The sequence below is a fragment of the Nitrospira sp. ND1 genome (assembly GCF_900170025.1).
Lineage (GTDB): Bacteria > Nitrospirota > Nitrospiria > Nitrospirales > Nitrospiraceae > Nitrospira_A.
Map to the genome: position 1 here is coordinate 473,466 of NZ_FWEX01000005.1, position 21,276 is coordinate 494,741.

Annotated in this window: 21 protein-coding genes; 18 read left to right on the top strand and 3 right to left on the bottom strand. The window is 59.4% G+C overall.

Going from position 1 to position 21,276, the window contains the following annotated elements:
* The first annotated feature begins 54 nt into the window (after window positions 1–54).
* On the top strand, window positions 55–432 hold the full coding sequence (locus NSND_RS02335) for a hypothetical protein (RefSeq protein ID WP_080877429.1): 378 nt from the start codon (window positions 55–57) through the stop codon (window positions 430–432).
* 135 nt (window positions 433–567) lie between these two features.
* Here NSND_RS02335 and NSND_RS02340 read toward each other — a convergent pair whose 3' ends face one another.
* Window positions 568–957 (bottom strand): hypothetical protein, encoded by a 390-nt coding sequence (locus tag NSND_RS02340; protein WP_080877430.1) that lies wholly within the window; start codon window positions 955–957, stop codon window positions 568–570.
* Between the two features lie 3 nt (window positions 958–960).
* Window positions 961–1,188 carry a hypothetical protein gene (locus tag NSND_RS02345; RefSeq protein ID WP_143833353.1) on the bottom strand — a complete coding sequence of 76 codons (228 nt, stop codon included), beginning with the start codon at window positions 1,186–1,188 and terminating at the stop codon, window positions 961–963.
* 233 nt (window positions 1,189–1,421) lie between these two features.
* Between NSND_RS02345 and NSND_RS02350 the strand changes: the two genes are divergently transcribed.
* From NSND_RS02350 to NSND_RS02365, 4 genes are all read left to right on the top strand, one after another.
* Complete coding sequence (locus NSND_RS02350) at window positions 1,422–2,555, top strand: citrate synthase (protein WP_080877432.1); 1,134 nt, start codon at window positions 1,422–1,424, stop codon at window positions 2,553–2,555.
* Between the two features lie 289 nt (window positions 2,556–2,844).
* Window positions 2,845–3,300 (top strand): Hsp20/alpha crystallin family protein, encoded by a 456-nt coding sequence (locus tag NSND_RS02355; protein WP_080877433.1) that lies wholly within the window; start codon window positions 2,845–2,847, stop codon window positions 3,298–3,300.
* A gap of 231 nt (window positions 3,301–3,531) precedes the next feature.
* Entirely contained in the window at window positions 3,532–4,986 is a 1,455-nt protein-coding gene (locus NSND_RS02360; protein ID WP_200810461.1) for a class II fumarate hydratase, read from the top strand.
* 182 nt (window positions 4,987–5,168) lie between these two features.
* Window positions 5,169–6,539 carry an FAD-dependent oxidoreductase gene (locus NSND_RS02365; RefSeq protein ID WP_080877434.1) on the top strand — a complete coding sequence of 457 codons (1,371 nt, stop codon included), beginning with the start codon at window positions 5,169–5,171 and terminating at the stop codon, window positions 6,537–6,539.
* Between the two features lie 21 nt (window positions 6,540–6,560).
* Here the strand turns inward: NSND_RS02365 and NSND_RS02370 are convergent, their stop codons facing one another.
* Window positions 6,561–7,421 carry an NAD(+)/NADH kinase gene (locus tag NSND_RS02370; protein ID WP_080877435.1) on the bottom strand — a complete coding sequence of 287 codons (861 nt, stop codon included), beginning with the start codon at window positions 7,419–7,421 and terminating at the stop codon, window positions 6,561–6,563.
* A gap of 286 nt (window positions 7,422–7,707) precedes the next feature.
* Here NSND_RS02370 and NSND_RS02375 point away from each other — a divergent pair, with 286 nt between their 5' ends.
* From NSND_RS02375 to accC, 13 genes are all read left to right on the top strand, one after another.
* On the top strand, window positions 7,708–10,137 hold the full coding sequence (locus NSND_RS02375; protein ID WP_013248988.1) for an ATP-dependent Clp protease ATP-binding subunit: 2,430 nt from the start codon (window positions 7,708–7,710) through the stop codon (window positions 10,135–10,137).
* Window positions 10,138–10,385: 248 nt separating this feature from the next.
* Window positions 10,386–11,444, top strand: a complete 1,059-nt coding sequence (tsaD, locus tag NSND_RS02380) for a tRNA (adenosine(37)-N6)-threonylcarbamoyltransferase complex transferase subunit TsaD (protein ID WP_080877436.1) — start codon at window positions 10,386–10,388, stop codon at window positions 11,442–11,444.
* A complete protein-coding gene (gene hflX / locus NSND_RS02385; protein WP_235000138.1) occupies window positions 11,395–13,164 on the top strand; it encodes a GTPase HflX in 1,770 nt (589 codons plus the stop codon). The genes tsaD and hflX overlap by 50 nt, the downstream gene beginning before the upstream one ends.
* A gap of 33 nt (window positions 13,165–13,197) precedes the next feature.
* Window positions 13,198–13,869, top strand: a complete 672-nt coding sequence (gene nth / locus NSND_RS02390) for an endonuclease III (protein WP_080877438.1) — start codon at window positions 13,198–13,200, stop codon at window positions 13,867–13,869.
* Window positions 13,866–14,744 carry a YicC/YloC family endoribonuclease gene (locus NSND_RS02395; RefSeq protein ID WP_159450593.1) on the top strand — a complete coding sequence of 293 codons (879 nt, stop codon included), beginning with the start codon at window positions 13,866–13,868 and terminating at the stop codon, window positions 14,742–14,744. Before nth ends, NSND_RS02395 begins: the two co-directional genes overlap by 4 nt.
* Window positions 14,745–14,774: 30 nt before the next feature.
* A complete protein-coding gene (gene gmk / locus NSND_RS02400; RefSeq protein WP_080877440.1) occupies window positions 14,775–15,491 on the top strand; it encodes a guanylate kinase in 717 nt (238 codons plus the stop codon).
* Window positions 15,484–15,846 carry a DNA-directed RNA polymerase subunit omega gene (gene rpoZ / locus NSND_RS02405; RefSeq protein ID WP_080877441.1) on the top strand — a complete coding sequence of 121 codons (363 nt, stop codon included), beginning with the start codon at window positions 15,484–15,486 and terminating at the stop codon, window positions 15,844–15,846. The genes gmk and rpoZ overlap by 8 nt, the downstream gene beginning before the upstream one ends.
* Before the next feature lie 9 nt (window positions 15,847–15,855).
* The gene (coaBC, locus tag NSND_RS02410) at window positions 15,856–17,115 is read left to right on the top strand and encodes a bifunctional phosphopantothenoylcysteine decarboxylase/phosphopantothenate--cysteine ligase CoaBC (protein ID WP_080877442.1); all 1,260 of its coding nucleotides are present in this window, start codon (window positions 15,856–15,858) and stop codon (window positions 17,113–17,115) included.
* Window positions 17,116–17,118: 3 nt separating this feature from the next.
* On the top strand, window positions 17,119–17,796 hold the full coding sequence (locus tag NSND_RS02415; RefSeq protein WP_080877443.1) for a tetratricopeptide repeat protein: 678 nt from the start codon (window positions 17,119–17,121) through the stop codon (window positions 17,794–17,796).
* A gap of 143 nt (window positions 17,797–17,939) precedes the next feature.
* The gene (gene aroQ / locus NSND_RS02420; protein ID WP_369974236.1) at window positions 17,940–18,434 is read left to right on the top strand and encodes a type II 3-dehydroquinate dehydratase; all 495 of its coding nucleotides are present in this window, start codon (window positions 17,940–17,942) and stop codon (window positions 18,432–18,434) included.
* A 25-nt stretch (window positions 18,435–18,459) separates the two neighbouring features.
* Window positions 18,460–19,020 (top strand): elongation factor P, encoded by a 561-nt coding sequence (gene efp, locus NSND_RS02425; protein ID WP_013248998.1) that lies wholly within the window; start codon window positions 18,460–18,462, stop codon window positions 19,018–19,020.
* Window positions 19,017–19,592 (top strand): acetyl-CoA carboxylase biotin carboxyl carrier protein, encoded by a 576-nt coding sequence (gene accB / locus NSND_RS02430; RefSeq protein WP_235000139.1) that lies wholly within the window; start codon window positions 19,017–19,019, stop codon window positions 19,590–19,592. Before efp ends, accB begins: the two co-directional genes overlap by 4 nt.
* A gap of 182 nt (window positions 19,593–19,774) precedes the next feature.
* A complete protein-coding gene (gene accC, locus NSND_RS02435) occupies window positions 19,775–21,124 on the top strand; it encodes an acetyl-CoA carboxylase biotin carboxylase subunit (RefSeq protein ID WP_080877445.1) in 1,350 nt (449 codons plus the stop codon).
* Window positions 21,125–21,276 lie beyond the last annotated feature (152 nt).

A 21,276-nucleotide genomic window follows, 5' to 3' on the forward strand; every position in this document is an offset into this window, starting at 1 on the left:
GACCTGTGTTACATGGACACACGAGACTTCACCCTAGAGCGATACTGTTGACCTATGCCAATTTTCGGAACCGACACCAGCGACCAGGCCGGCAAATTTTCCTGCGCGTCAGCGGCGCAACGCACCCTGAAAGATCTGCGCACCAAACGCAAGGGGCAACCCGTGTTTGTCGTCGGACACCGTTTGGAACGGAAAGGCAAGGAAGCCACCTTTGAAGTCTTTAATGACCGCCTGGCCATCATTCGCTTCGATGACGACGCGAAATTAGGTTACGACCCGCTTGAACTGCTGCTGCCGACCGAGATCGACGAGCAGGGGGTGGCGTATTTCGAAATTCGCACCTGCCGGCAGTGCGAGCAATTCTTCCCGCTTACGGCCGACGAATGCGACGCCGACGAAGAACCGACCGTCTGTCCCGACTGCGCATCGTAACTGCCAACTCCCAGGATGCGCAAAAAGTCCGTCCAGCAAGGCCGCAGCGAGTGAAGCGTCGAATCGTACCCGTGCAGTACGGTGAGGCGCTGAACGATGCGAGAACGCCACTGGCGGATTTTTTCCGCATCCTAACTAGTCTGCCAACGGCGCAATTTCCACCGCCTTCTTAATCAAGCAATCCCCGGCATATCCCTGCAGCGCCATCGGCAGCATACTGGCATCGAGAACCCGTGCCGCGCTGACCTTGAATCCGTCTTCTATCTTCATTCCTTCGAGCTTAAGCGCATGACAGACTTCCAGGGTGCGCCAGACCGGATTCCCGAGGATCGTTTCTCCCGGCAGGAGCTTCAAGTCGGAGACGGCACCGTCGAGCAGCGCCTTGGCCGACACGCGCGACCTGTCTTTCGGCACATCGCTGACGACGGCAAACACGACCGTGTCGTCATCGGCCCAGACCGGGACGAACAGACTCAGTGTCACCCATATCACGATTCCCCACACCCGCAAGCGGAACCAGCTCATGCCTCACCTCGTGGTTGCGTACGGAGACTGATTAGAAGGGATCCGGCGATCCGCGGACGGGGCTTCGGCGGGCGCGACCGGGATGGATCCGGCGCCGGGCCCGCCATGACTCAAGGTACTGCGCCCGATGCGTGGTTCAACGGAAGAGGCTGCCGGTCGCTCATCGCGCCCGAGCATGAACAAGGCCACACCCAACACCAGAAGCCCGAGCAGCACAAGGATCCGTGTCACACCGGTCACTCAATGCCTCATAGAAAGTCACACGTCGTTCGAGTGAGTATGCCAAGCGGGCCGCACCAATTCAAGGTGAGAGCTGAGTCGGCACCGCGGATCATGGTAAGCTCAGCCAGGCACGTGTGTGGACAGTGGCGTCGAAGCAGCGGCACGCGGGCGGGCATCTCCAGGCGCCGGATGCATACGTGGTGGGTCATCATTCGTGTTGTTGAAGAGAGGAGAGGAAGACTATGCCGCATGACTTCATGCCGGGGCTTGCCGGTGTTCCTGCCGCAAAATCAGCGATCAGCGATGTCGATGGAACGCGAGGCGTGCTTGAATATCGGGGCATCCGCGTCGAGGAACTCTGCCAGCACTCGTCGTTTCTCGAAACGAGTTATCTGCTGTTGTTCGGTCGACTGCCGACCGCACCGGAGCTCGCGCAGTGGGTAGATGACGTCACGCACCACCGACGTATCAAATTTCGCATCGTCGATCTGTTGAAGGTGATGCCCGAGCATGGGCATCCCATGGATGCGTTGCAGGCGGCCGTCGCGGCACTCGGGATGTTCTACCCCGGCCGCAATGTGAAGGACGTCGCCAACAACTACTGGTCGGCCGTGCGCCTGATCGCCAAACTGCCGACGATCGTAGCGGCCTGGGCGCGCCTGAGACGCGGAGACGAGTACATCCCCCCGCGAGACGATTTGCCGTTTTCCGATAACTTTCTCTATATGCTGACCGAAACCGTTCCACATCCGTTGTGGAGCGAAGTGTTCGACGACTGCCTGATTCTGCACGCCGAACACACCATGAATGCCTCGACCTTTGCCGGCATGGTGACGGCCTCCACTCTGGCCGACCCGTACACCGTCGTCGCCTCCTCGATCGGCGCGCTGAAGGGCCCGTTGCACGGCGGCGCAAACGAAGAGGTCGTCATGATGCTGAGGGAAATCGGCAGCCCGGCACAGGCCCGTGCGACGGTGGAAGCCAGACTGCAAGGGAAACACAAACTCATGGGGTTCGGGCACCGGGTCTACAAGGTGAAGGATCCGCGCGCGACCGTGCTGCAGGACCTCTGCATGCGTCTCTTCAACGTCTGCGGAACGTCTCCGCTGTATGAAGTGGCGGTGGCGGTGGAGCAACTCGCGGGCGAACGATTGACGGATAAGGGGATATACCCGAACGTCGACTTTTACTCCGGCATCATCTACGACAAAATGGGCATCGAGGTGGATCTCTTTACGCCGCTGTTCGCCATGGCGCGAGTGAGCGGATGGCTGGCGCATTGGCTGGAGCAACTGCGGGAGAACAAACTCTATCGGCCGGACCAGATCTACTCCGGCGAACATGACCGGCACTACGTGCCGATCGACAAGCGGTAGCGGAGTGACGGTTACTCCGTGCGACCGATGAACCACCACAAGACAATCGATGTCACAAACATGATACCGCCGAGCAGCGCGTAAGACATGTATTCCAGCATGGTCATCGCCTCCCTGTGTGAAGAGGGCTACTAAATAATGCCGGAGGTCTCAATGTCAAGACCCCGTCACCGACTTTAACTCTTCCGGCCCAGGGCTTGACTTCGGCTTCGTGAAGATTACCTCCTTTCTAGTACGTAGGATGTTCCAAGTGAACAGCGTCAACACATCCACACAAGGAGGTTCCACCATGGCGATTGTACGATGGGATCCGTTCAGGGAATTGGAGGAGATGTCCGACCGGTTGAACCGGATGATTGCGCGACCCTCAACCGGCACGGCTACCGGACAGGGGAAGGAAGTCATGACCGTTGCCGACTGGACTCCGACCGTCGACATCAGCGAAACCGAAAGCGAGTATGCCATTAAGGCTGAGCTTCCCGAGGTCAAGAAAGAAGATGTGAAGGTCACGGTCGAAGATGCGGTCCTCACCATTCAGGGTGAACGGAAACAGGAAAAGGAAGAAAAGGGCAAGAAGTACCATCGTATCGAACGGTCGTACGGTCGGTTTGTCCGGAGCTTCACACTTCCCGATTCGGTCGACGAGAGCAAGGTGAGGGCAGAGTATGCGGATGGTGTTCTGCATCTGCATCTCCCGAAATCTGAAAAGGCGAAACCGAAACAGATCGACGTCAAGATCTCCTAACGAGATCAGGTGCCATGAGAAGGAAGGCCCGCCCCCGGCGGGCCTTTTCTTTTTCACCATCCCGCCTGCCATCGCATCACCGTCTCACCGTCGGCCCCGGCCGCTTGGTTCACGGACGGGTGAGCGCTCGTTCCACTCCCCGGGGCTTCCATGCTTGTGCTTCCGCACGGGGACCGTTTAAGATGCGCGGCTCCAGCACGTCAACCGCCAGCTATTCGAGGAGACCCGACGATGAAGAAAGCTTCGCGCACAACCGGCACCGCCGCATCCATGACCACTTCCACGCGCATGGAGCGCGACACGATGGGAGAACTGCCGGTTCCCTCCAATGCCTATTACGGGGTCCAGACCGCCCGCGCGATCGAGAACTTCCCGATCAGTTCGCTTCGTATTCCCCGCGCCATGATCCGGGCCATGGGACTCATCAAACGCGCCGCCGCTTCGGTAAACCATTCGTTGAAACTGCTCGACAAGAAGCCGGCGGACGCCATCGTTCGCGCCGCCACCGAAGTGGTGGAGGGACGTCTGGATGCCGAATTCCCGGTCGACATCTTCCAAACCGGCTCCGGCACCTCGACCAACATGAATACCAACGAAGTCATTTCGAACCGGGCCACGGAACTGCTCGGCGGCGCCAGGGGCAGCAAACTGGTGCACCCGAACGACCATGTGAACCTGGGCCAATCCAGTAACGACGTGGTTCCGACCGCCATCCACATTGCGGCCTCGGAAACGATTCAACGCCAACTGATTCCCGCACTGACGCAACTCCACAAGGCGCTCAACGGCAAAGCTCGCGAGTTCGACAAGATCGTCAAGATCGGCCGCACCCATTTGCAGGACGCGACGCCGGTCCGGTTGGGACAGGAATTCGGCGGCTACGCCAGACAAATTGAACTGGGCATCGCACGGATGAAGCGAGCGCAGGCGGCGCTCAGCGAAGTGGCTCTAGGAGGGACCGCCGTCGGCACCGGACTCAATTGCCATCCGAAATTCGCCGGCAAGGTCATGGCCATCATTTCGAAGGAAACCGGATGCGCTTTTAAGGAAGCCGTCAATCACTTCGAAGGACAGTCCGCCCAGGATTCGTTGGTCGAAGCCAGCGGGGACTTGCGCACCCTGGCGGTCAGCCTCATGAAGATCGCCAACGATATTCGCTGGCTCGGGTCAGGTCCTCGCTGCGGACTCGGCGAGATCAATCTTCCGGAAACCCAGCCGGGCTCATCCATCATGCCGGGCAAAGTCAATCCGGTCATTGCGGAATCCGTCACCATGGTCTGCGCTCAGGTGATCGGCAATGACGTCACGATCACCGTCGGCGGCCAGGCGGCCAATTTCGAATTAATCGTCATGCTGCCGGTGATGGCTTACAACCTGCTGCAGTCCATCGAGCTGCTGGCGACGGCCTCCACGAACTTTGCAGTGAAATGCATTGATGGGATCAAGGCCAACGAGGAACGCTGCAAGAGTCTCATCGAAGAAAGTCTCGCCATGTGCACCGCGCTCGCGCCGGTGATCGGCTACGAGGCGGCCGCAAAACTCGCCAAGGATGCCTATAAGTCCGGCAAGACCGTCCGGGAAGTGGCTCGCGAACAGAACGTGTTGCCGGAAAAGCGACTCACGCAACTCCTCGATCCCTGGCGTATGACCCAAGCCGGCGGACCGGTCGGGAGTGCAGGCGGGTAGACGACCGCCAGACCGGCTCACCGGGCGTGATAATCCGACCACACCGGGGTTCACCGGGACGGTCGGCGATTTTGACAGCCCAAGGAACCCTGTGCTAACGTGCGCAAAATTTTTAAACTTTCGACCGTTCGACGGTCTTCGTCATTAATGATTCACTTTCGATATAGATTGAAGGGTAGATAATGAGCGCAACCGGTTCTGAGACAAGCGGACATGTCGTCATCGTCGTGGGCGCAGGCCCGGCTGGAATGGCCCTGGCCAAGAAGATGGCGGATGCGGGCCACGAGGTCATCATTCTCAATCGCGACATTAAGTTCGGCGGGTTGGCGGAGTACGGAATCTTCCCCAGCAAGCTCAAACTGCGTGGTGGGTTGAAGAAGCAATATTGGGACATGCTCGAGCAGCCCAATGTCCACTACTTCGGCAACGTCTCAGTCGGGCAGGGTAAGGACCTCACGGTTGAAGATTTGCGCGGATTGGGTGCCAGCGCCGTCGCCTTCTCCATCGGCGCGCAAGGGACAAAAGCCATCGGGGTTGAAGGGGATTCCGCCAAGGGCGTGTTCCATGCCAAGGACGTAGTGTACCACTTCAATCGCCTGCCGGGTTTCGGCGACCGTCCGTTCGACATGGGAAAACATGTCGCCATCATCGGCGTCGGCGACGTGATGGTCGACATCGCCCACTGGTTGATCAAGTATAAGAAGGTGGAGCGTGTCACCGCCATCGCCCGCCGCGGGCCGGTTGAGCGCAAATACAACCCGAAAGAAATCCGGGCCGTCTGCTCCAACATGGATCAGGAAGGCATCGCCACGGAATTTGCCCGCATCAAGGACCGGCTGGCTGCAGTCGGTCAGAATGCCGACGAAGTGCTGGCGAGTATGACCGCCGAATTTACGAAGTGTGAACCCACAGGCAGCCCCTCCAAGATGGGCTTTCGTTTTCTGGCCTCCCCGAAGCGCGTACTGGTCGACGCCAACAATCGCGTCCGCGCACTTGAGATGGAAGAAAATAAGCTGGAGCCGAAAGGTGAAGACACCGCCGCGGTCGGACTCAAACAATTGTATGAGTTCCCCGTCGATAGCGTCGTGTTTGCCGTGGGAGACCGGGTTGATGAAACCGTGGGGCTCCCCTATAAGAACGGCGTCTACGTCACCAACCCGAACAAGACCGGAAACGATCCGGACGATTCCCTCTTTCAAGCGTATGACGAGAAATCAGGACAGATCGTTGATGGCGTTTTTCTCGCCGGTTGGGCCCGCAAAGCCAGCGAAGGTCTGGTGGGGATCGCCAAGCGGGACGGGGACTGGTGCGCGGAAGTGATCTCCCGCTACTTGACGACTCAAGCGACGCGCTCACGAGGAACGATGGATGGAGTGATCGCGAAACTTCACACCATCCTCAAGGATCGAAAGAGTCGGCCGGTGGATCTGGAAGGACTCAAAGTGTTGGATACGGTGGAAAAAGCTCATGCGGCCTCTCCCGAGGCCATCGGAGAGTTTAAGTTCGCATCGAACGCCGACATGCTGGCCCATATCGAACGGGGGCGCGGCTAGCCGCGCCCCACTCAGCCTCGTTTACCCGTCGCCCCATTTCAGCTTCTCTCGCAACACCTCATAATAACTACTCTCAGGGAAACGGATCAGTCTGGTCATGTGCTCGGAGGCCCGGATCTCCACCGTGTCGCCCTGGGTCAATGCCACCCCGACCTGGCCGTCGAGCGTCGCCATCGCTCCATCATCTTTACTGGTCAGGACCACTTCAATTTCTGCGCTGGCAGGCACGATCAGCGGTCGATGTGTCAGCGTGTGCGGGCAGATCGGCGTCAGAATCAATGACGGGACCGCCGGATTGATGATAGGACCGCCGGCTGAAAGCGAGTACGCAGTCGATCCGGTCGGGGTGCTGATGATCAGCCCGTCCCCGCGCAGGTTCGTCACAAACTGCCCCTGAATTGCGATCTTGAGTTCAATCATCCGGGCAAGCGTGCCCTTACTGATGACGACATCGTTTAAGACCACGCCGCGGGCGACCGTTTCGCCGTGCCGATGAACATGCGTCTTCAGCATCAGTCGCTCGTCGAGCACGAAATCGTTCGCGAACATCCGCTCGAGCGACGGATACAAATTGTCCAAGACGACTTCGGTCAAGAATCCCAGACCGCCCATATTCACACCGAGAATCGGAATGCCGCGCTCGCCGGCCAATCGCGCCGCATTGAGCATCGTGCCGTCGCCTCCCAACACGAGCAAAACATCGGCCTTGCTGGCGAGATGCGTTTTTTGAAACCCGCCTTGTTCGCCAAGCAGCGTCGTCGCGGTCGTATCCAGGAGGACGTCGATGTTCCGGGAACGAAGCCACGAGACCACGGCTTGCACCGTGCTTTTCACTTCCGGAAATTTTGGTTTCGTCAGGATGCCGATGCTCTTACTTTTCATACATGAGACCGCGTCGCGAGGAGATGAGAAGCCAATTGAAAGGTGCGGGATTGTATCGAGATGATTCTTTTACTGTCAAACGAGCGCGCAGCAAGAATGAGATTTCCTCCGCCGCGCGCGCCGCTGTTTCAACAGGCGCCGCGCGGCTCTCGCGTTTCGCTCAATACCTTGACACCCCATATTGCGCTAGTTAGAATCACATCATCAGTATTTTCGAGCCTTTGACCTGCATTGAATCACTCAGCTAAGGCTTCTCTTACAGACCCCATCACCATAAGGAGGCGGGATGTTCGAACGGTTCACGGACAAGGGTCGCAAGATCATCATCCTGGCACGTGAAGAAGCCGAGCGCCATCAGAACGATTACCTGGGCACCGAGCACCTGGTGTTGGCCATCCTTCGCGAGACGGATGGGATTGCGCTGATGATCCTCAAGAAAATGGGGCTCTCCACCGAGCAGATTCGACTCGAAATCGAGCGGAATCTCCCGGGCGGGGGCACAACGATGACCTTCGGGGAAATTCCTTTCAGCCCGCGGGTCAAGAAAGTCATCGAGTACGGGGTTGAAGAAGCCCGGTTGCTCGGTCATAACCACATCGGCAGCGAACATCTGTTGCTCGGTCTCCTTCGTGAGGAAGAAGGCATCGGCGGGAAGATTCTCCGGAGTCTTGGCGCCAACCTCCTGACCGCCCGGCAACTCACCGTCACCTTCCTGCGTAAGTCTGCGCCGCGTGAGCGGGACCGCAAGAGCAATACGCCGGCCCTCGACGAATTCGGACGCGACCTGACCCAGCTGGCCCAGGAGGGGCAGCTGGATCCCGTCATCGGCCGCGCGGACGAAATCGAGCGTGTCCTGCAGATTCTCAGCCGACGGTCGAAAAACAATCCCGTACTCATCGGTGAATCGGGGGTGGGGAAAACAGCCATCGTCGAGGGACTCGCCCAGCGTATCATCGCGTCGGAAGTCCCGGACAATCTGCTGTCCCGTCGCGTCATCGCGCTCGACCTGGGCTCACTGGTGGCCGGCACGAAATACCGCGGCCAGTTTGAAGAGCGCCTCAAGGTCGTGATGAAGGAGATTGTGCAGGCCGGGAATATCATTATCTTCATCGACGAGTTGCACACGTTGGTTGGGGCAGGGGCGGCAGAAGGATCCATCGATGCCTCCAACATGCTCAAGCCGGCGTTGTCCCGCGGCGAGATTCAATGCATCGGCGCCACGACGCTCGACGAATATCGTAAACACATCGAGAAGGACGGCGCGCTCAAACGTCGGTTCCAACCCATCCACGTACAGCCCCCCAGCACGGATGAAACGGTGCGGATCATCCAGGGCTTGCGGGACCGGTACGAGGAACACCATGGGGTGGAAATTACGGAAGACGCCATCGTGGAAGCCGTCAAGTTGGCGGATCGCTATATTACCGACCGGTTCCTGCCGGACAAGGCGATCGATCTGATCGACGAAACCGGCTCGCGGGCGAAGTTGCAAACGTACGCGCTCCCGACTGAACTCAAAGCGCTGGAGCAGGAGCTCAAGAAAATTTCTCGCGATAAAGAGCTGGCGATCTCGATGCAAAACTTCGAGGAAGCCGTCCGCCATCGCGAAGAAGAGGAGCGCCTGCGAAAGCTCCTCGATGAATCCAAGCGGGAGTGGAAGAAGAACCAGGAGAAACACAAGCCGACCATCGGCAAGGAAGAGGTCGCGTATGTCGTGTCGAAGATGACCGGCATTCCGCTCTTCAAGTTGGAAGAAGAAGAATCCAATAAACTGCTCCGCATGGAAGAATTCCTCCACAAGCGGGTCATCGGACAGAACGAGGCTATTTCGGCAGTGGCGCGTGCCATTCGTCGATCCAGAGCGGGTCTCAAGGAAGCGAAGAAACCCATCGGGTCCTTCATTTTCCTCGGCCCGACCGGTGTCGGAAAGACGGAATTGGCGAGGACGCTGGCGGAGTTCCTCTTCAACAGCGAAGACGCGCTCATCCGAATCGATATGTCCGAGTATCAGGAAAAGTTCACGAGTTCACGCCTCTTCGGAGCCCCTCCAGGATACGTAGGTTACGAGGAAGGCGGACAGCTCACGGAAAAGGTTCGACGTCGTCCCTATTCGGTCGTGCTGTTCGACGAAATCGAGAAAGCGCATCCGGACGTGTTTAACGTCCTGCTGCAGGTGCTCGACGACGGTGTCCTCACGGACAGCCTGGGTCGAAAAGTCGATTTCAAGAACACGGTCGTCATCATGACCTCGAACATCGGCACGAAGATGATCCAAAAAGGCGTGTCGCTCGGATTCCAGAATGATGAAAAGGGCGGACAGGCCTTGCGCCGAAAAGAAGACGTGATGGGAGAACTCAAGCGTTCGTTCAGCCCGGAGTTTTTGAACCGGATCGACGAAATCGTGATCTTCCATTCCCTGGAGAAGGAGCACTTGATCCACATCCTGGATATCCTGCTGCACGAACTGAATCTCCGCCTGATCGACAAGAGCGTCAGCATCGAGGTGGACGACGAGGTGAAGCAGTGGCTCATCAAGGAAGGATACGAGCCGCTCTACGGTGCGCGCCCGATGCGCCGCATCATCCAGCGGGCGATCGGTGATCCCCTGTCTGAAGAACTCATCAAGGGTCGCTTCAAGGAAAACAGGAAGATCAAAGTCGTGCTGCGCGACGGTGCGCCGGCCTTCATCGAACAAGAGGCGATGGCAGGCGTCTAGCGCGAGCGAAGACCATTACGAGAGGATCGACTCGTCGTTGAGATCCTAGAGACCACCCGGCAACCCCCGCGGTCCACAACCGGATCCGGGGGTTGTCGCATTTTACGGCAGGATCAGTTGTTGTCCGGATTTCCTTACGAACAGCACCAGTCACAGTGTGCGCCCACTACGACTGATCTCGCCCCTTGGAATGGCGCGCGCATGCATAACCAGGTTCACATGCCGTCACCCTATCGGCAGTTTTCTCTATGAAGCCTCCTGCATCCACGACGATTCTCGGCATCGAAACTTCCTGCGACGAGACTGCCGCAGCGGTGCTCGACGGTGAAGGGCATGTCCTGGCCAACGTGATTTCTTCCCAGCAAACCGTCCACGAACGGTTCGGCGGGGTGGTGCCGGAATTGGCCTCACGTGCTCATATTCAGAATGTGGATCACGTCACACGTCAGGCTCTGGACGCAGCAGGTCTCACCTGGCAGGATCTCGGCGCCATCGCCGTCACCCAGGGACCCGGCTTGGCCGGCGCCCTGCTGGTGGGTATCAGTTATGCCAAGTCCTTAGCCTACGCGCTTGGCATTCCACTGGTCGGCGTGAGTCACCTCGAAGGCCACATCGCCTCAGCCTGGATCGACCGCCCGTCATTCCCGAGAACCTGCGTGGTGTTGATCGCCTCAGGCGGGCACACGCATCTCTTCCACGCAACGGAACATGGCGGCTTCCACCTGATGGGACGAACGATCGACGATGCTGCAGGCGAAGCATTCGACAAGGGCGCACAAATGCTCGGGCTCGGATACCCGGGTGGACCGCTCATCGACGCCGCGGCCAGAAAAGGCAGTCCGGCAGCCGTGCGATTTCCTCGATCGCGCGTGAGAACCGGACAACTGGATTTCAGTTTCAGCGGTCTCAAGACGGCCCTGCTCTATCACCTCCAGCGCATGGATCAGGAAGCCATCGTCCGACAACAGGCCGACCTGGCCGCCGGGTACCAGGAAGCGATCGTGGACGTGTTGGTCCGTCAGACATTCGCGGCCGTGCGACAGGCAGGCGTCTCAGCCCTCGCCGTCGTCGGCGGCGTCTCGGCCAATTCCAGGCTGCGAGCACGATTGACGGAGCGGGCAGCTGGGGAGGGGATTCAATTGGGACTCCCGGCCCTCTCATACTGCACAGACAATGCGGCCATGATTGCGGCGGCAGGCCAGCGGGCTCTGGAGCAGGGCAGGCTGGCATCCTTCGAGTGCGAAGCGATGCCGAATTATGCGTTGCCGGCATCGTCGGGCGGCGAAACGGTGCGTCGCAGATCCTAACGTTCGAGTACCAAGGAGCATCACCATCCCCGCGATTCACGGACACGTCACCGGGCTGAAAGCCAGTCACCTCGCGGCATTGGAGCGATTGTATCGACGCCGTGTGCCGTCCTCAGCCGTCCTCACGACCGAACTGGCGCGCACGACCAGCCAGTTGACACGTGAGATCCGCCGTCCCATCGGTCTCCTGATCACTCGCCGCGGGGTCATCGAACAGGTCCTCGTGGGAACCGGCTGCGCACCCACCTTCGAGTCGCTGGCGAAGTTCAGAGTCGGATCACATTCCCTCCGCGGTCTCCGGCTGATTCGCACGCATCTCCACGATGACCCGTTGAGCCAGGACGATTTGACCCACCTGGCGCTCCTGCGATTGGATCTGATCGGGATCCTGGGCGTAGACGAAAAAGGCGAGCCCAGCCTGCTGCATCTGGCGCATCTGCTCCCACCCAACCAACAGGGAGAAGTCTGCCGCATCCTGAAACCGGTCCCGTTCCACGATCTGGACCTTCAACTGGACACGTTCCTCCATGCGCTCGAAAGCGATTTGCAGCGATCGGATACCAAGCACGACGTCGCCGCCGGCACCGAATCGGCCATTCTTGTCAGCGCGGCACCCAAGAGTCACGCGGAACAAGAAGAGCATCTAGAGGAGCTGAATGAATTGGCTGAGTCCGCCGGGGTCCGCGTGTTGGATCGAATCGCCCAGCGCACTCACGAAGGGTACGAGCGATACTTGCTCGGGAAGGGCAAACTGAAAGAGGTTGTGATGCGCGCGCTCCAGAAGGGAGCCGACCTCGTCATCTTCGACCAGGATCTCGCCCCGGCGCAAGCCCGCGCCATTTCCGAGGTGACGGACCTGAAAGTGATCGATCGCACGCAGCTCATTCTGGATATTTTCGCCGGGCGCGCCCATACCCGTGAAGGCAAAGTTCAAGTGGAGCTGGCTCAGCTTCGGTATCTTCTGCCGCGACTGTCCGGGCATGGCACCTCGTTGTCGCGCCTTGGAGGCGGAATCGGTTCTCGCGGCCCCGGTGAGACCAAACTGGAAACCGATCGCCGCCGCATCCGTGATCGCATCGCGCACCTGGAGCGGGAGATCGACGACGTGGCCCGCCATCAAGATCAGCGCCGATCCCGACGTGTGCGCCAGGGGCTTCCGATCCTCTCCATCGTCGGCTACACCAATGCAGGCAAATCGACGCTGCTCAACACCCTGACCCACAGTCAGATCCCGGCCCAGGATCGTCTCTTTGAAACCCTCGACACGACGAGCCGCCGCCTTCGTTTTCCTCATGACCGCGAAGTCATCGTGACCGATACGGTGGGGTTCATCCGGGATCTCCCCAAAGATCTGGTGGGAGCCTTTCGCACCACGCTGGACGAATTGCGGGATGCCGACATACTCCTGCATGTGGTCGATGCGTCGGCACCCAACGTCGATCAACAGATCACCGCCGTCGAAACCGTCTTGCAATCGCTCAACCTCGACACGATTCCCCGCGTCATGGTCCTGAACAAGTGTGATCGCCTCTCGGCACATGAGGCCGGCGTCCTCTGCCAGCGGTATCACGCGATCGGTATCTCGGCGCCGAACCGTGAGACGCTGCGCCCGTTGATCGCCCACCTTGAATCCCTCTTGCCCGCCATTCCGACACCCCCGGGATACGAGGAAGATCCTGACCAGCCGCCTCAGGACCTGGCGCTTGCATCTCACTCCTGACCTCTGCACAATTGGCCGCCACCACACCGCATCATGAAAGTCGCCACAACAGATCAACCGGCCGGCGTGACAACCAAACGCCGCCTCGCCCGGATGTTGACCGCATTACGCGCGACCTCACCGGCGATGAAAGTCGAGCTCGACCATCGCACGCCCTGGGAGTTACTGGTCGCCACGATCCTGTCGGCGCAATGCACCGATCAGCGGGTGAATCAGGTCACCCCGAATCTGTTCCGTCGCTATCAGCAGCCTCGCGATTACGCTTCGGCCGATCCCACGGAATTGGAAGCCCTCATCCGGCCGACCGGCTTCTTCAAAACAAAAGCCAGGAACCTCATCCACTGTGCGAAGGCCGTGGCCGGGCAGTTCCAGGGAGAGGTTCCCGATACGATGGAAGCACTCACCACGCTACCGGGAGTCGGGCGAAAGACGGCGAATGTCCTTCTTGGCAACGCATTCGAGAAGCCGGCCATCGTGGTCGACACACATGTGAAACGAGTGGCCGGACGGCTCGACCTGACCCGCCATACGGATCCCGAAAAGATTGAGCTGGACCTGCAACGCTTACTGCCGGCAGACCAGTGGACGGAAGGATCCCAACGGCTCCTTCTGCATGGCCGATACATCTGCCTCGCGCGCACACCGAAATGTCAGCATTGTCCGATCTATGCCGATTGCCATTGGAAGGGGAAAACCGCACGATGATTCGAAGCATGACGGGGTATGGGAAAAAGGACGGCACGTCACAGAAAGCCGGCGTCACCGTGGAGATCCGTTCGGTCAATCACCGCTTTCTCGAAGTGGCAGTCAGACTGCCCCGGTCGTTGGCGCAACTGGAGGACCAGGTTCGAAAAACCGTCCAGCAACGCTGCCTCCGCGGACGAGTCGACGTGTCGGTCTCGGTCCATTCCGCCGGCGGCAGCCTGAAGACGGTCCAGATCGATCAGGCGTTGGCCAAACAGTATCATACGGCCCTCAAGAAGCTGCAGAAAACACTGGGGCTGCGGGGAGCGGTGGATGTTTCCACGCTCGCGGGATTCCGGGACATCCTGTCTATTTCCGATGAGCCGGTCGATGCCGGGCAACTGACGAAAACCGTGCTGCGGGTACTGGGAGGCGCGCTCACAGACCTTGAGAAGATGCGCCGACGGGAAGGGGAGGCACTCGCCAAAGACCTGGCTCTCCATCTGGATGCGATCCGTGAGGCCAAGTCCCTCGTGGCGGAAAAGGCCCCGGTACTGGCCAAGCATGCATTTGAGCGCATGAAAGGCCGGATTGAGACCCTGCTGCAGGCCGAATTGCCGGATCCGGCCCGGCTCCAACAGGAATTAGCGGTGTTTGCCGACCGTTCGGACATCTCAGAAGAATTGGTCAGACTTGAGTCACATATGCTACAGTTCGACCAGCAGCTCCACAGTAAGGAGTCGGTGGGGAAGACCTTAGAGTTCCTGCTCCAGGAAATGGGGCGGGAAGTGAACACCATCGGCTCAAAGGCCAACGACGCCGACATCGCCGCGTTGGTGGTCCGAATGAAAGCCGAACTGGAAAAATTGCGCGAACAAGTTCAGAATGTCGAATAGTGTCGGCCCTGCGCCGGCATCGAACACCCTATGAATACCGCGCCCGTTTCATCCAACGATAAACCGCCCCAAGTACGGCGAGGCATTTTGTTTATCATTTCGGCTCCGTCGGGGAGCGGGAAGACGACATTGTGCAAACAGATCACGGCCAATGTCCCTGGATTGTGGCATTCGATCTCGTACACCACACGCAAACCGCGCCCGGGCGAGGTGGATGGGCAGGATTACCATTTTCTCGATGAGCCGGCCTTCCGCCAGATGATCGATCGGAATGAATTCGTCGAATGGGCCCATGTCTACGGAAATTTGTACGGCACACCGCGCAAGATGCTGACCGAGAAAATGGAACAGGGCATCGACGTGCTGCTCGAAATCGATGTGCAGGGCGCGCGCTCAGTGAAAAAAAAGTTTGAAGACGGCGTGTATATCTTCATTCTGCCGCCGTCGTTCGACACGCTGCGGACAAGGCTTCAAAACCGGGCTGGGGACTCGCCGGACGAAATTCAACGCCGCCTGCAGAAAGCCAAAGAAGAGGTCTGGAGCTACCGGGAGTACTACTACATCGTCCGGAACGACGACCTGAAGCAATCCTTGAAAGAGCTCGAAAGCATTTTCCTGGCGGAACGGATCAAAACCAAACGCCTGAACATGACGTGGTTGGAAGAAAAATTCATTCTCGACAAAGAGGGCAAGCAGGGGAATTCCTCCTCCGCCCCCGCATCAAAGGAGCACTTGCATCATGGGTGAAATGTTAAGTTTGTTACCGGAATACGCCACCGGGGAGTTTGATTCACGCCACCGGCTGGTGATTATCGCCGCGCAGCGGGCGAAACAACTCGTGCAGGGCGCGCGCATGTCCGGCCCGTCCAAATTCACCAAAGAAACGAGCATCGCGCTCGACGAAGTCCTTCGGCACAAGGTCAAATTCCTGATCGGACAGGAAGCCCGCGAGGCCATTAAAGAATCCAAACGGGTCAAGGAAGGTGAGACGGAACGCCTGGCCATGATGACCGGAGAGGACGCCAAGGAAATCAAGAAAGAGCTGAGCGTCTACGTCGACGATACCGTCAAGCCGGCCCCTGCTCCGGAGGGCGAGGAGTAGTCCCGCTTCGTGCAGACCACCGGCCCCTCACTCACCGGTGTCCACCTTGTGCTCGCCGTCACGGGGAGTATAGCCGCCTATAAGGCAGTCGGGCTCTTGCGCCTGCTCCGTCGCGAAGGCGCGACGGTGAACGTCGTCATGACGGCAGGGGCCTGCCGGTTCGTGACCCCGCTGACCTTCGAAGTGTTGTCCGGTTCCCACGTGGCCACCGACCTCTTCGAAGCCCACCAGGAAATGCTGCACCTCTCCCTGCCGGAGCAGGCGAAGGCTATCCTGATTGCCCCGGCTACAGCCAATTGTCTGGCCAAAGCCGCGCTCGGGCTTGCCGACGATCTCCTCTCGACCATGCTCCTCACTACACAATGTCCCGTGATTTTCGCGCCGGCCATGGACGGGGATATGTGGCAACACCCGACCGTCGTGGAGCACGTGGCAACGCTGCGAACACGCGGCGCAGTCATCGTCGAACCAGAAGAGGGCCCGCTGGCCTCAGGCCGTTCAGGGCAGGGACGGCTGGCCGATGAAGCACGAATCCTTTCGGTACTCCAGGCCACGCTCCACCCGCGTCGGGATTGGTCCGGTCGCCGTCTGCTCATTTCCGCCGGCCCTACGCAGGAAGCCATCGACCCCGTGCGGTTCATTTCCAACCGGTCCTCTGGAAAGATGGGATATGCGCTCGCCGAAGCCGCGCAGGCACGCGGCGCGGAGGTCCTACTGGTCTCAGGCCCCACGGCCCTGACCCCGCCGGCCGGCGTGGAGTTGTGTCCAGTGACAACGGCTGAGGAGATGCGCAAGGCTGTCATCAGCCGGTTTTCCTGGAGCGATACCGTCATCATGGCTGCCGCCGTGGCGGACTTTCGCCCGACACAACCCGCTGCACAGAAACTCAAAAAGCGACGGAGTCCCGTCACCAGCCTGGAGTTGTCGCCGACCGACGATATTCTCAGGGAATTGGGCGAGCGCCGGACGACACAGGTGCTCGTGGGGTTTGCGGCGGAAACTGAGGATCTGCTTGCTCATGCGCGGGAAAAGCTGCAAGCTAAGGACGTCGACCTGCTGGTCGCCAATGACGTGACGGCAGCAGGATCGGGATTCGGGTCGGACACGAATCGCGTGTTCATCCTGGATCGTGACGGCCGCGCGGAGGAACTCCCCCTGTTACCCAAGCGTGAGGTCGCAGACCGCATTTTGGACCGGGTCCTGACCCTACCGACCGGCCGAAGGTCGACGAAGCCAGCCGCAGGAACAGGGACACATCGCAAGGAGTAGGGCGTGGCTTCTTCATCGCGTATCGATCCATCGACCGCCGCCGAAATCGACCGCCTGGCCACCGCCGTCGCAAAAGACCCGCGCTCGAAAGAATTCCTCCCCCTCGCAGACGAATACATCAAGGTCGGCATGTGGCAGGAAGCAGCGGGCGTACTTGAAGACGGCCTCAAGGTGTATCCCGGCTTTGTCACCGCCATGGCGGCATTGGGCCGGGTGTACGATCAATTAGGGCAGGCGGTGAAAGCGAAGGCCATTCTTGAAGACGTCGTCAGACAGCGCCCGGACAATCTTCGCGCGCATCGTATTCTCGCCAAGCTCTATCACGCCGAAGGGAACGCCGACTTAGCGTTGCTGTCCTGCACAGCCATCCTGAACGCCAACCCGTTCGATGAAGAGGCGGCCTCAGTCAAACGCAGCATCACCGGAGCACCTGACAATCCTCCGGCCGCCAAACGCGAGAAGAAACGAATCGTCACGGAGCCTAGACCCGACGGCACAAAAGCTGGGGCTCACATCACGCCCGCTCCCGAGCCAACCGTATCCACGTCATCTATGGCATCTGAGCCGGTCACTGAAACACCGGGCCGGCCGACCCCGGATCTGCCTGTCGTGAAACATGCGGCCGCGATCGCGCGACTGGAAGCCTGGCTGCGAACCATTCAAGCCCAACGCGTTCATTGACTGCCCCCCCCAGGCGGACCCACGCTCGTCCCGCCCTCTGAACAACGTTTGACCCACTCCTGACACCCTGTTAGAATGCCGCCGCTGCTGGCATCTCTATCCATTGCAGCCTACTGATAACGGGGGCGCGCGACAGACACATGCTGCGGCTGCTAGTGCTTCATGGTCCCAATCTCAATCTCCTGGGAACGCGAGAGCCATCCGTCTACGGACAGGCGTCCTTGCCCGACATCGACAAGTCGATTGTCCGTCGCGCAGGCGAGCGGGGGATTGCGGTGCAGACCAAACAGACGAATGTAGAAGGGGAACTGGTCACCTGGATTCAGAACGCCAGGGGCCATTTCGACGGCATCATCATCAATCCGGCCGCGTATACCCATACCAGCATCGCGATTCGCGATGCGATCGCCGCCGTCGCCCTACCGACGGTCGAGGTGCATTTGTCGAACATCCATCAGCGGGAGGAGTTTCGCCATCACTCCTTCATCGCCGGCGTCGCCCTGGGACAGATTTCCGGATTCGGTCCCACCGGCTATCTGCTGGCGCTGGACGCATTGGCCGCGCACCTCGAGGCCGTCAGCAAGGCATCACGCCCTCGGACGGCCCCGAAGAATAAACCCACGGCTTCGCGCCGTTGAACTTGTTGTACCAAGGAGAGTTGTTGTGATTTCGACCGCAGAGTTTCGGAACGGCAGCCCGTTAATGGTAGAAGGTCAACCCTTTTATATCGTGGAATTTCAGCACGTCAAACCCGGCAAGGGCGGGGCATTCGTCCGGACGAAGCTGAAGAGTTATCTCTCAGGCAACGTCCTCGACAGGACCTTTCGTTCCGGAGAAAAATTCGACACACCCCAGATCGAAGAATGCGACATGCAATTCCTGTATGCCACGAACGATTCCTACACGTTCATGGATACGGAGACGTATGAGCAGTCGACCTATGAGAAGAGCCAGTTGGGAAGCAACGCCGATCTGCTCAAAGAAAACATGATCGCCAAGATCCTGATCTACGAGCACCGGCCGATTACGGTCCTGCTGCCGAACTTCATCGAACTCAAAGTGGTCGACGGTGAACCGGGCGTGCGCGGCGATACGGCCTCGGGCGGCAATAAGCCGGTGATCGTCGAGACCGGTGCCACGATCAAGGTGCCGCTCTACCTGGAAATCGGAGAAACGATCCGCATCGATACGAGAACCCGTGAATTTGTGGAGCGCGTGCGTTGAGCTCATCAGGTAAAAAGACAGGAAAAGGCCGGGGGGCCGGGAAGCCGATCGTCCTGCCGAGCGCCTTTGCGCCTCGATCAACGGCCGCTGAGACACTGCTCTCTCCGGACCAGGCCGCGCAGATTCAACAGTTGGCCGACCTGCTCAAGCGCAACCATCTGACCGAGTTGGAAATCGAGCGCAGCGGAGTCCGTATCCGCATCAGACATGAGCCGGTAATCCGGACCACGACGGCCCAGACGGTGGAGACCGCCACGAACCAGTCGACCTCCACCGGAGCGACGCCGGCGGCGCAGACCCGTCCACCCGCAGAAACGGATGGCCAGGTCACGATTACGTCTCCTATCGTCGGCACCTTCTATCGCTCGCCCTCACCGGATGCAGACCCATATGTGGAAGAGGGGGATTACGTGAGGAAGGGCCAAGTGCTCTGTATCGTCGAAGCCATGAAGCTTATGAACGAAATCGAGTCCGAGGCCGACGGACGGATCACGAAAATACTGGCGGAGAGTACCAAGCCTGTCGAGTACGGACAACCTCTCTTCTTGATAGACCCCAACGCCACGCCCTAGCCGACGAGATCATGCGGGTTCATGGCGAGACGATCCGGGGATACGTTCCTCAAGCATGTGGGTCCGACGGCAGACGGCACATGCCGGGATCCTGCAACAGAACCGGATCAGGTCTCATCCGTGGCAGAGCAAACCGTTTAGAACCAGGCGGACACAGAGAGTGACCCGCGCCGGAGTATCCTGTGTTTAAGAAAGTGTTGGTTGCCAATCGTGGAGAAATCGCCCTTCGGGTGATCCGCGCCTGCAAAGAGCTCGGCATCAAAACCGTTGCGATCCACTCCGAAGCCGATGCCGCAAGCTTGCACGTGCGGGCTGCGGACGAGCACGTCTGCGTCGGACCGCCGGAAGCCGCCCTCAGTTACCGCAATATCCCCAACGTGCTGAGCGCAGCCGAAGTCACCGGGGCCGATGCCATTCACCCCGGCTATGGATTCCTCTCAGAGAACGCGCACTTCGCGGAAGTCTGCGAATCGATCGGCGTCAAATTCATCGGCCCGACATCCGAAAACATCGCGCTGATGGGCGACAAATCAAAGGCACGGGAAGTGGTCGCCAAGAAAGGCCTCCCGGTCACCCCCGGCAGCCCCGGCGAACTCCGGAGCGAACAGGATGCGCAAGAGGCCGCCAAGACCATCGGCTTCCCCGTGATCATCAAGGCCTCGGCCGGAGGCGGCGGACGGGGCATGCGCGTGGTGAACAAACCGGAGGAGCTCGCGCGAGCGTTTCAAGCGGCGCAAGCCGAGGCGAAATCCACCTTCGGCCACGACGGCGTCTATCTCGAGCGCTACTTCCTCGAACCGCGCCACATTGAAGTACAAATCGTGGCCGACAATCGGGGCCATGTGGTCCACCTCGGCGAGCGTGATTGCTCCATTCAACGACGTCACCAAAAGTTGGTGGAAGAAACCCCGTCGCCTGCCATCGATGAAGGATTACGGCGCGAAATCGGCCGGGTGGCCGTCCAGGCCGTGAAAGCCATTCGCTATTGCAACGTCGGCACAGTGGAGTTTCTCCTCGACAAGGATCGCAACTTCTTTTTCATGGAAGTGAACACCCGCATCCAGGTCGAACACCCCATCACGGAAATGGTGACCGGGATCGACCTCGTGAAAGAACAGATCCGGATTGCCTCGGGCATGCCCCTCTCGTTCAAGCAGCCGGACATCAAGTTGAACGGTCACAGCTTCGAGTGCCGGATCAATGCCGAAGACCCGGAAAAGTTCACGCCCTGTCCAGGGCAGATCACCAAATATTCCGCCCCTGGCGGCTTTGGCGTGCGCGTCGATTCCGCGATGGAACCGAATGCCGTGGTCGTCCCGTACTACGACAGCCTGATCGCCAAATTGATCACGCACGGACGTGATCGCCAGGAAGCCATGGCCCGCATGCGCCGCGCACTCGATGAATTTGTCATCGAAGGCATCAAGACGACGATCCCGCTCCATCGGAAAATTTTCAACGATCCCGATTTCCAGAAGGGACACGTCTCCACGACGTTCCTCGACCGCTTTCTTGCCGGCCAGTCCTCGTAACAGTTTGCTGACAAACAGATCTCATATATCCATGGGGATCACCAGCAGGCCGTTCAAAATGGCCGTCCGGCAAGGCCGCAGCAAGCGACGTGGCGAATCGTACCCCTGTCGTACGGTGAGGCATGGAGCGACGCGAGAACGCCGCTGGCGGA

Bases quoted from the DNA above. Each gene is read 5' to 3' on its own strand.
- NSND_RS02335 (WP_080877429.1), top strand. From the start codon at position 55: ATGCCAATTTTCGGAACCGACACCAGCGACCAGGCCGGCAAATTTTCC.
- NSND_RS02340 (WP_080877430.1), bottom strand. From the start codon at position 957: ATGAGCTGGTTCCGCTTGCGGGTGTGGGGAATCGTGATATGGGTGACA.
- NSND_RS02350 (WP_080877432.1), top strand. From the start codon at position 1,422: ATGCCGCATGACTTCATGCCGGGGCTTGCCGGTGTTCCTGCCGCAAAA.
- NSND_RS02355 (WP_080877433.1), top strand. From the start codon at position 2,845: ATGGCGATTGTACGATGGGATCCGTTCAGGGAATTGGAGGAGATGTCC.
- NSND_RS02360 (WP_200810461.1), top strand. From the start codon at position 3,532: ATGAAGAAAGCTTCGCGCACAACCGGCACCGCCGCATCCATGACCACT.
- NSND_RS02365 (WP_080877434.1), top strand. From the start codon at position 5,169: ATGAGCGCAACCGGTTCTGAGACAAGCGGACATGTCGTCATCGTCGTG.
- NSND_RS02370 (WP_080877435.1), bottom strand. From the start codon at position 7,421: ATGAAAAGTAAGAGCATCGGCATCCTGACGAAACCAAAATTTCCGGAA.
- NSND_RS02375 (WP_013248988.1), top strand. From the start codon at position 7,708: ATGTTCGAACGGTTCACGGACAAGGGTCGCAAGATCATCATCCTGGCA.
- tsaD (WP_080877436.1), top strand. From the start codon at position 10,386: ATGAAGCCTCCTGCATCCACGACGATTCTCGGCATCGAAACTTCCTGC.
- hflX (WP_235000138.1), top strand. From the start codon at position 11,395: ATGCGTTGCCGGCATCGTCGGGCGGCGAAACGGTGCGTCGCAGATCCT.
- nth (WP_080877438.1), top strand. From the start codon at position 13,198: ATGAAAGTCGCCACAACAGATCAACCGGCCGGCGTGACAACCAAACGC.
- NSND_RS02395 (WP_159450593.1), top strand. From the start codon at position 13,866: ATGATTCGAAGCATGACGGGGTATGGGAAAAAGGACGGCACGTCACAG.
- gmk (WP_080877440.1), top strand. From the start codon at position 14,775: ATGAATACCGCGCCCGTTTCATCCAACGATAAACCGCCCCAAGTACGG.
- rpoZ (WP_080877441.1), top strand. From the start codon at position 15,484: ATGGGTGAAATGTTAAGTTTGTTACCGGAATACGCCACCGGGGAGTTT.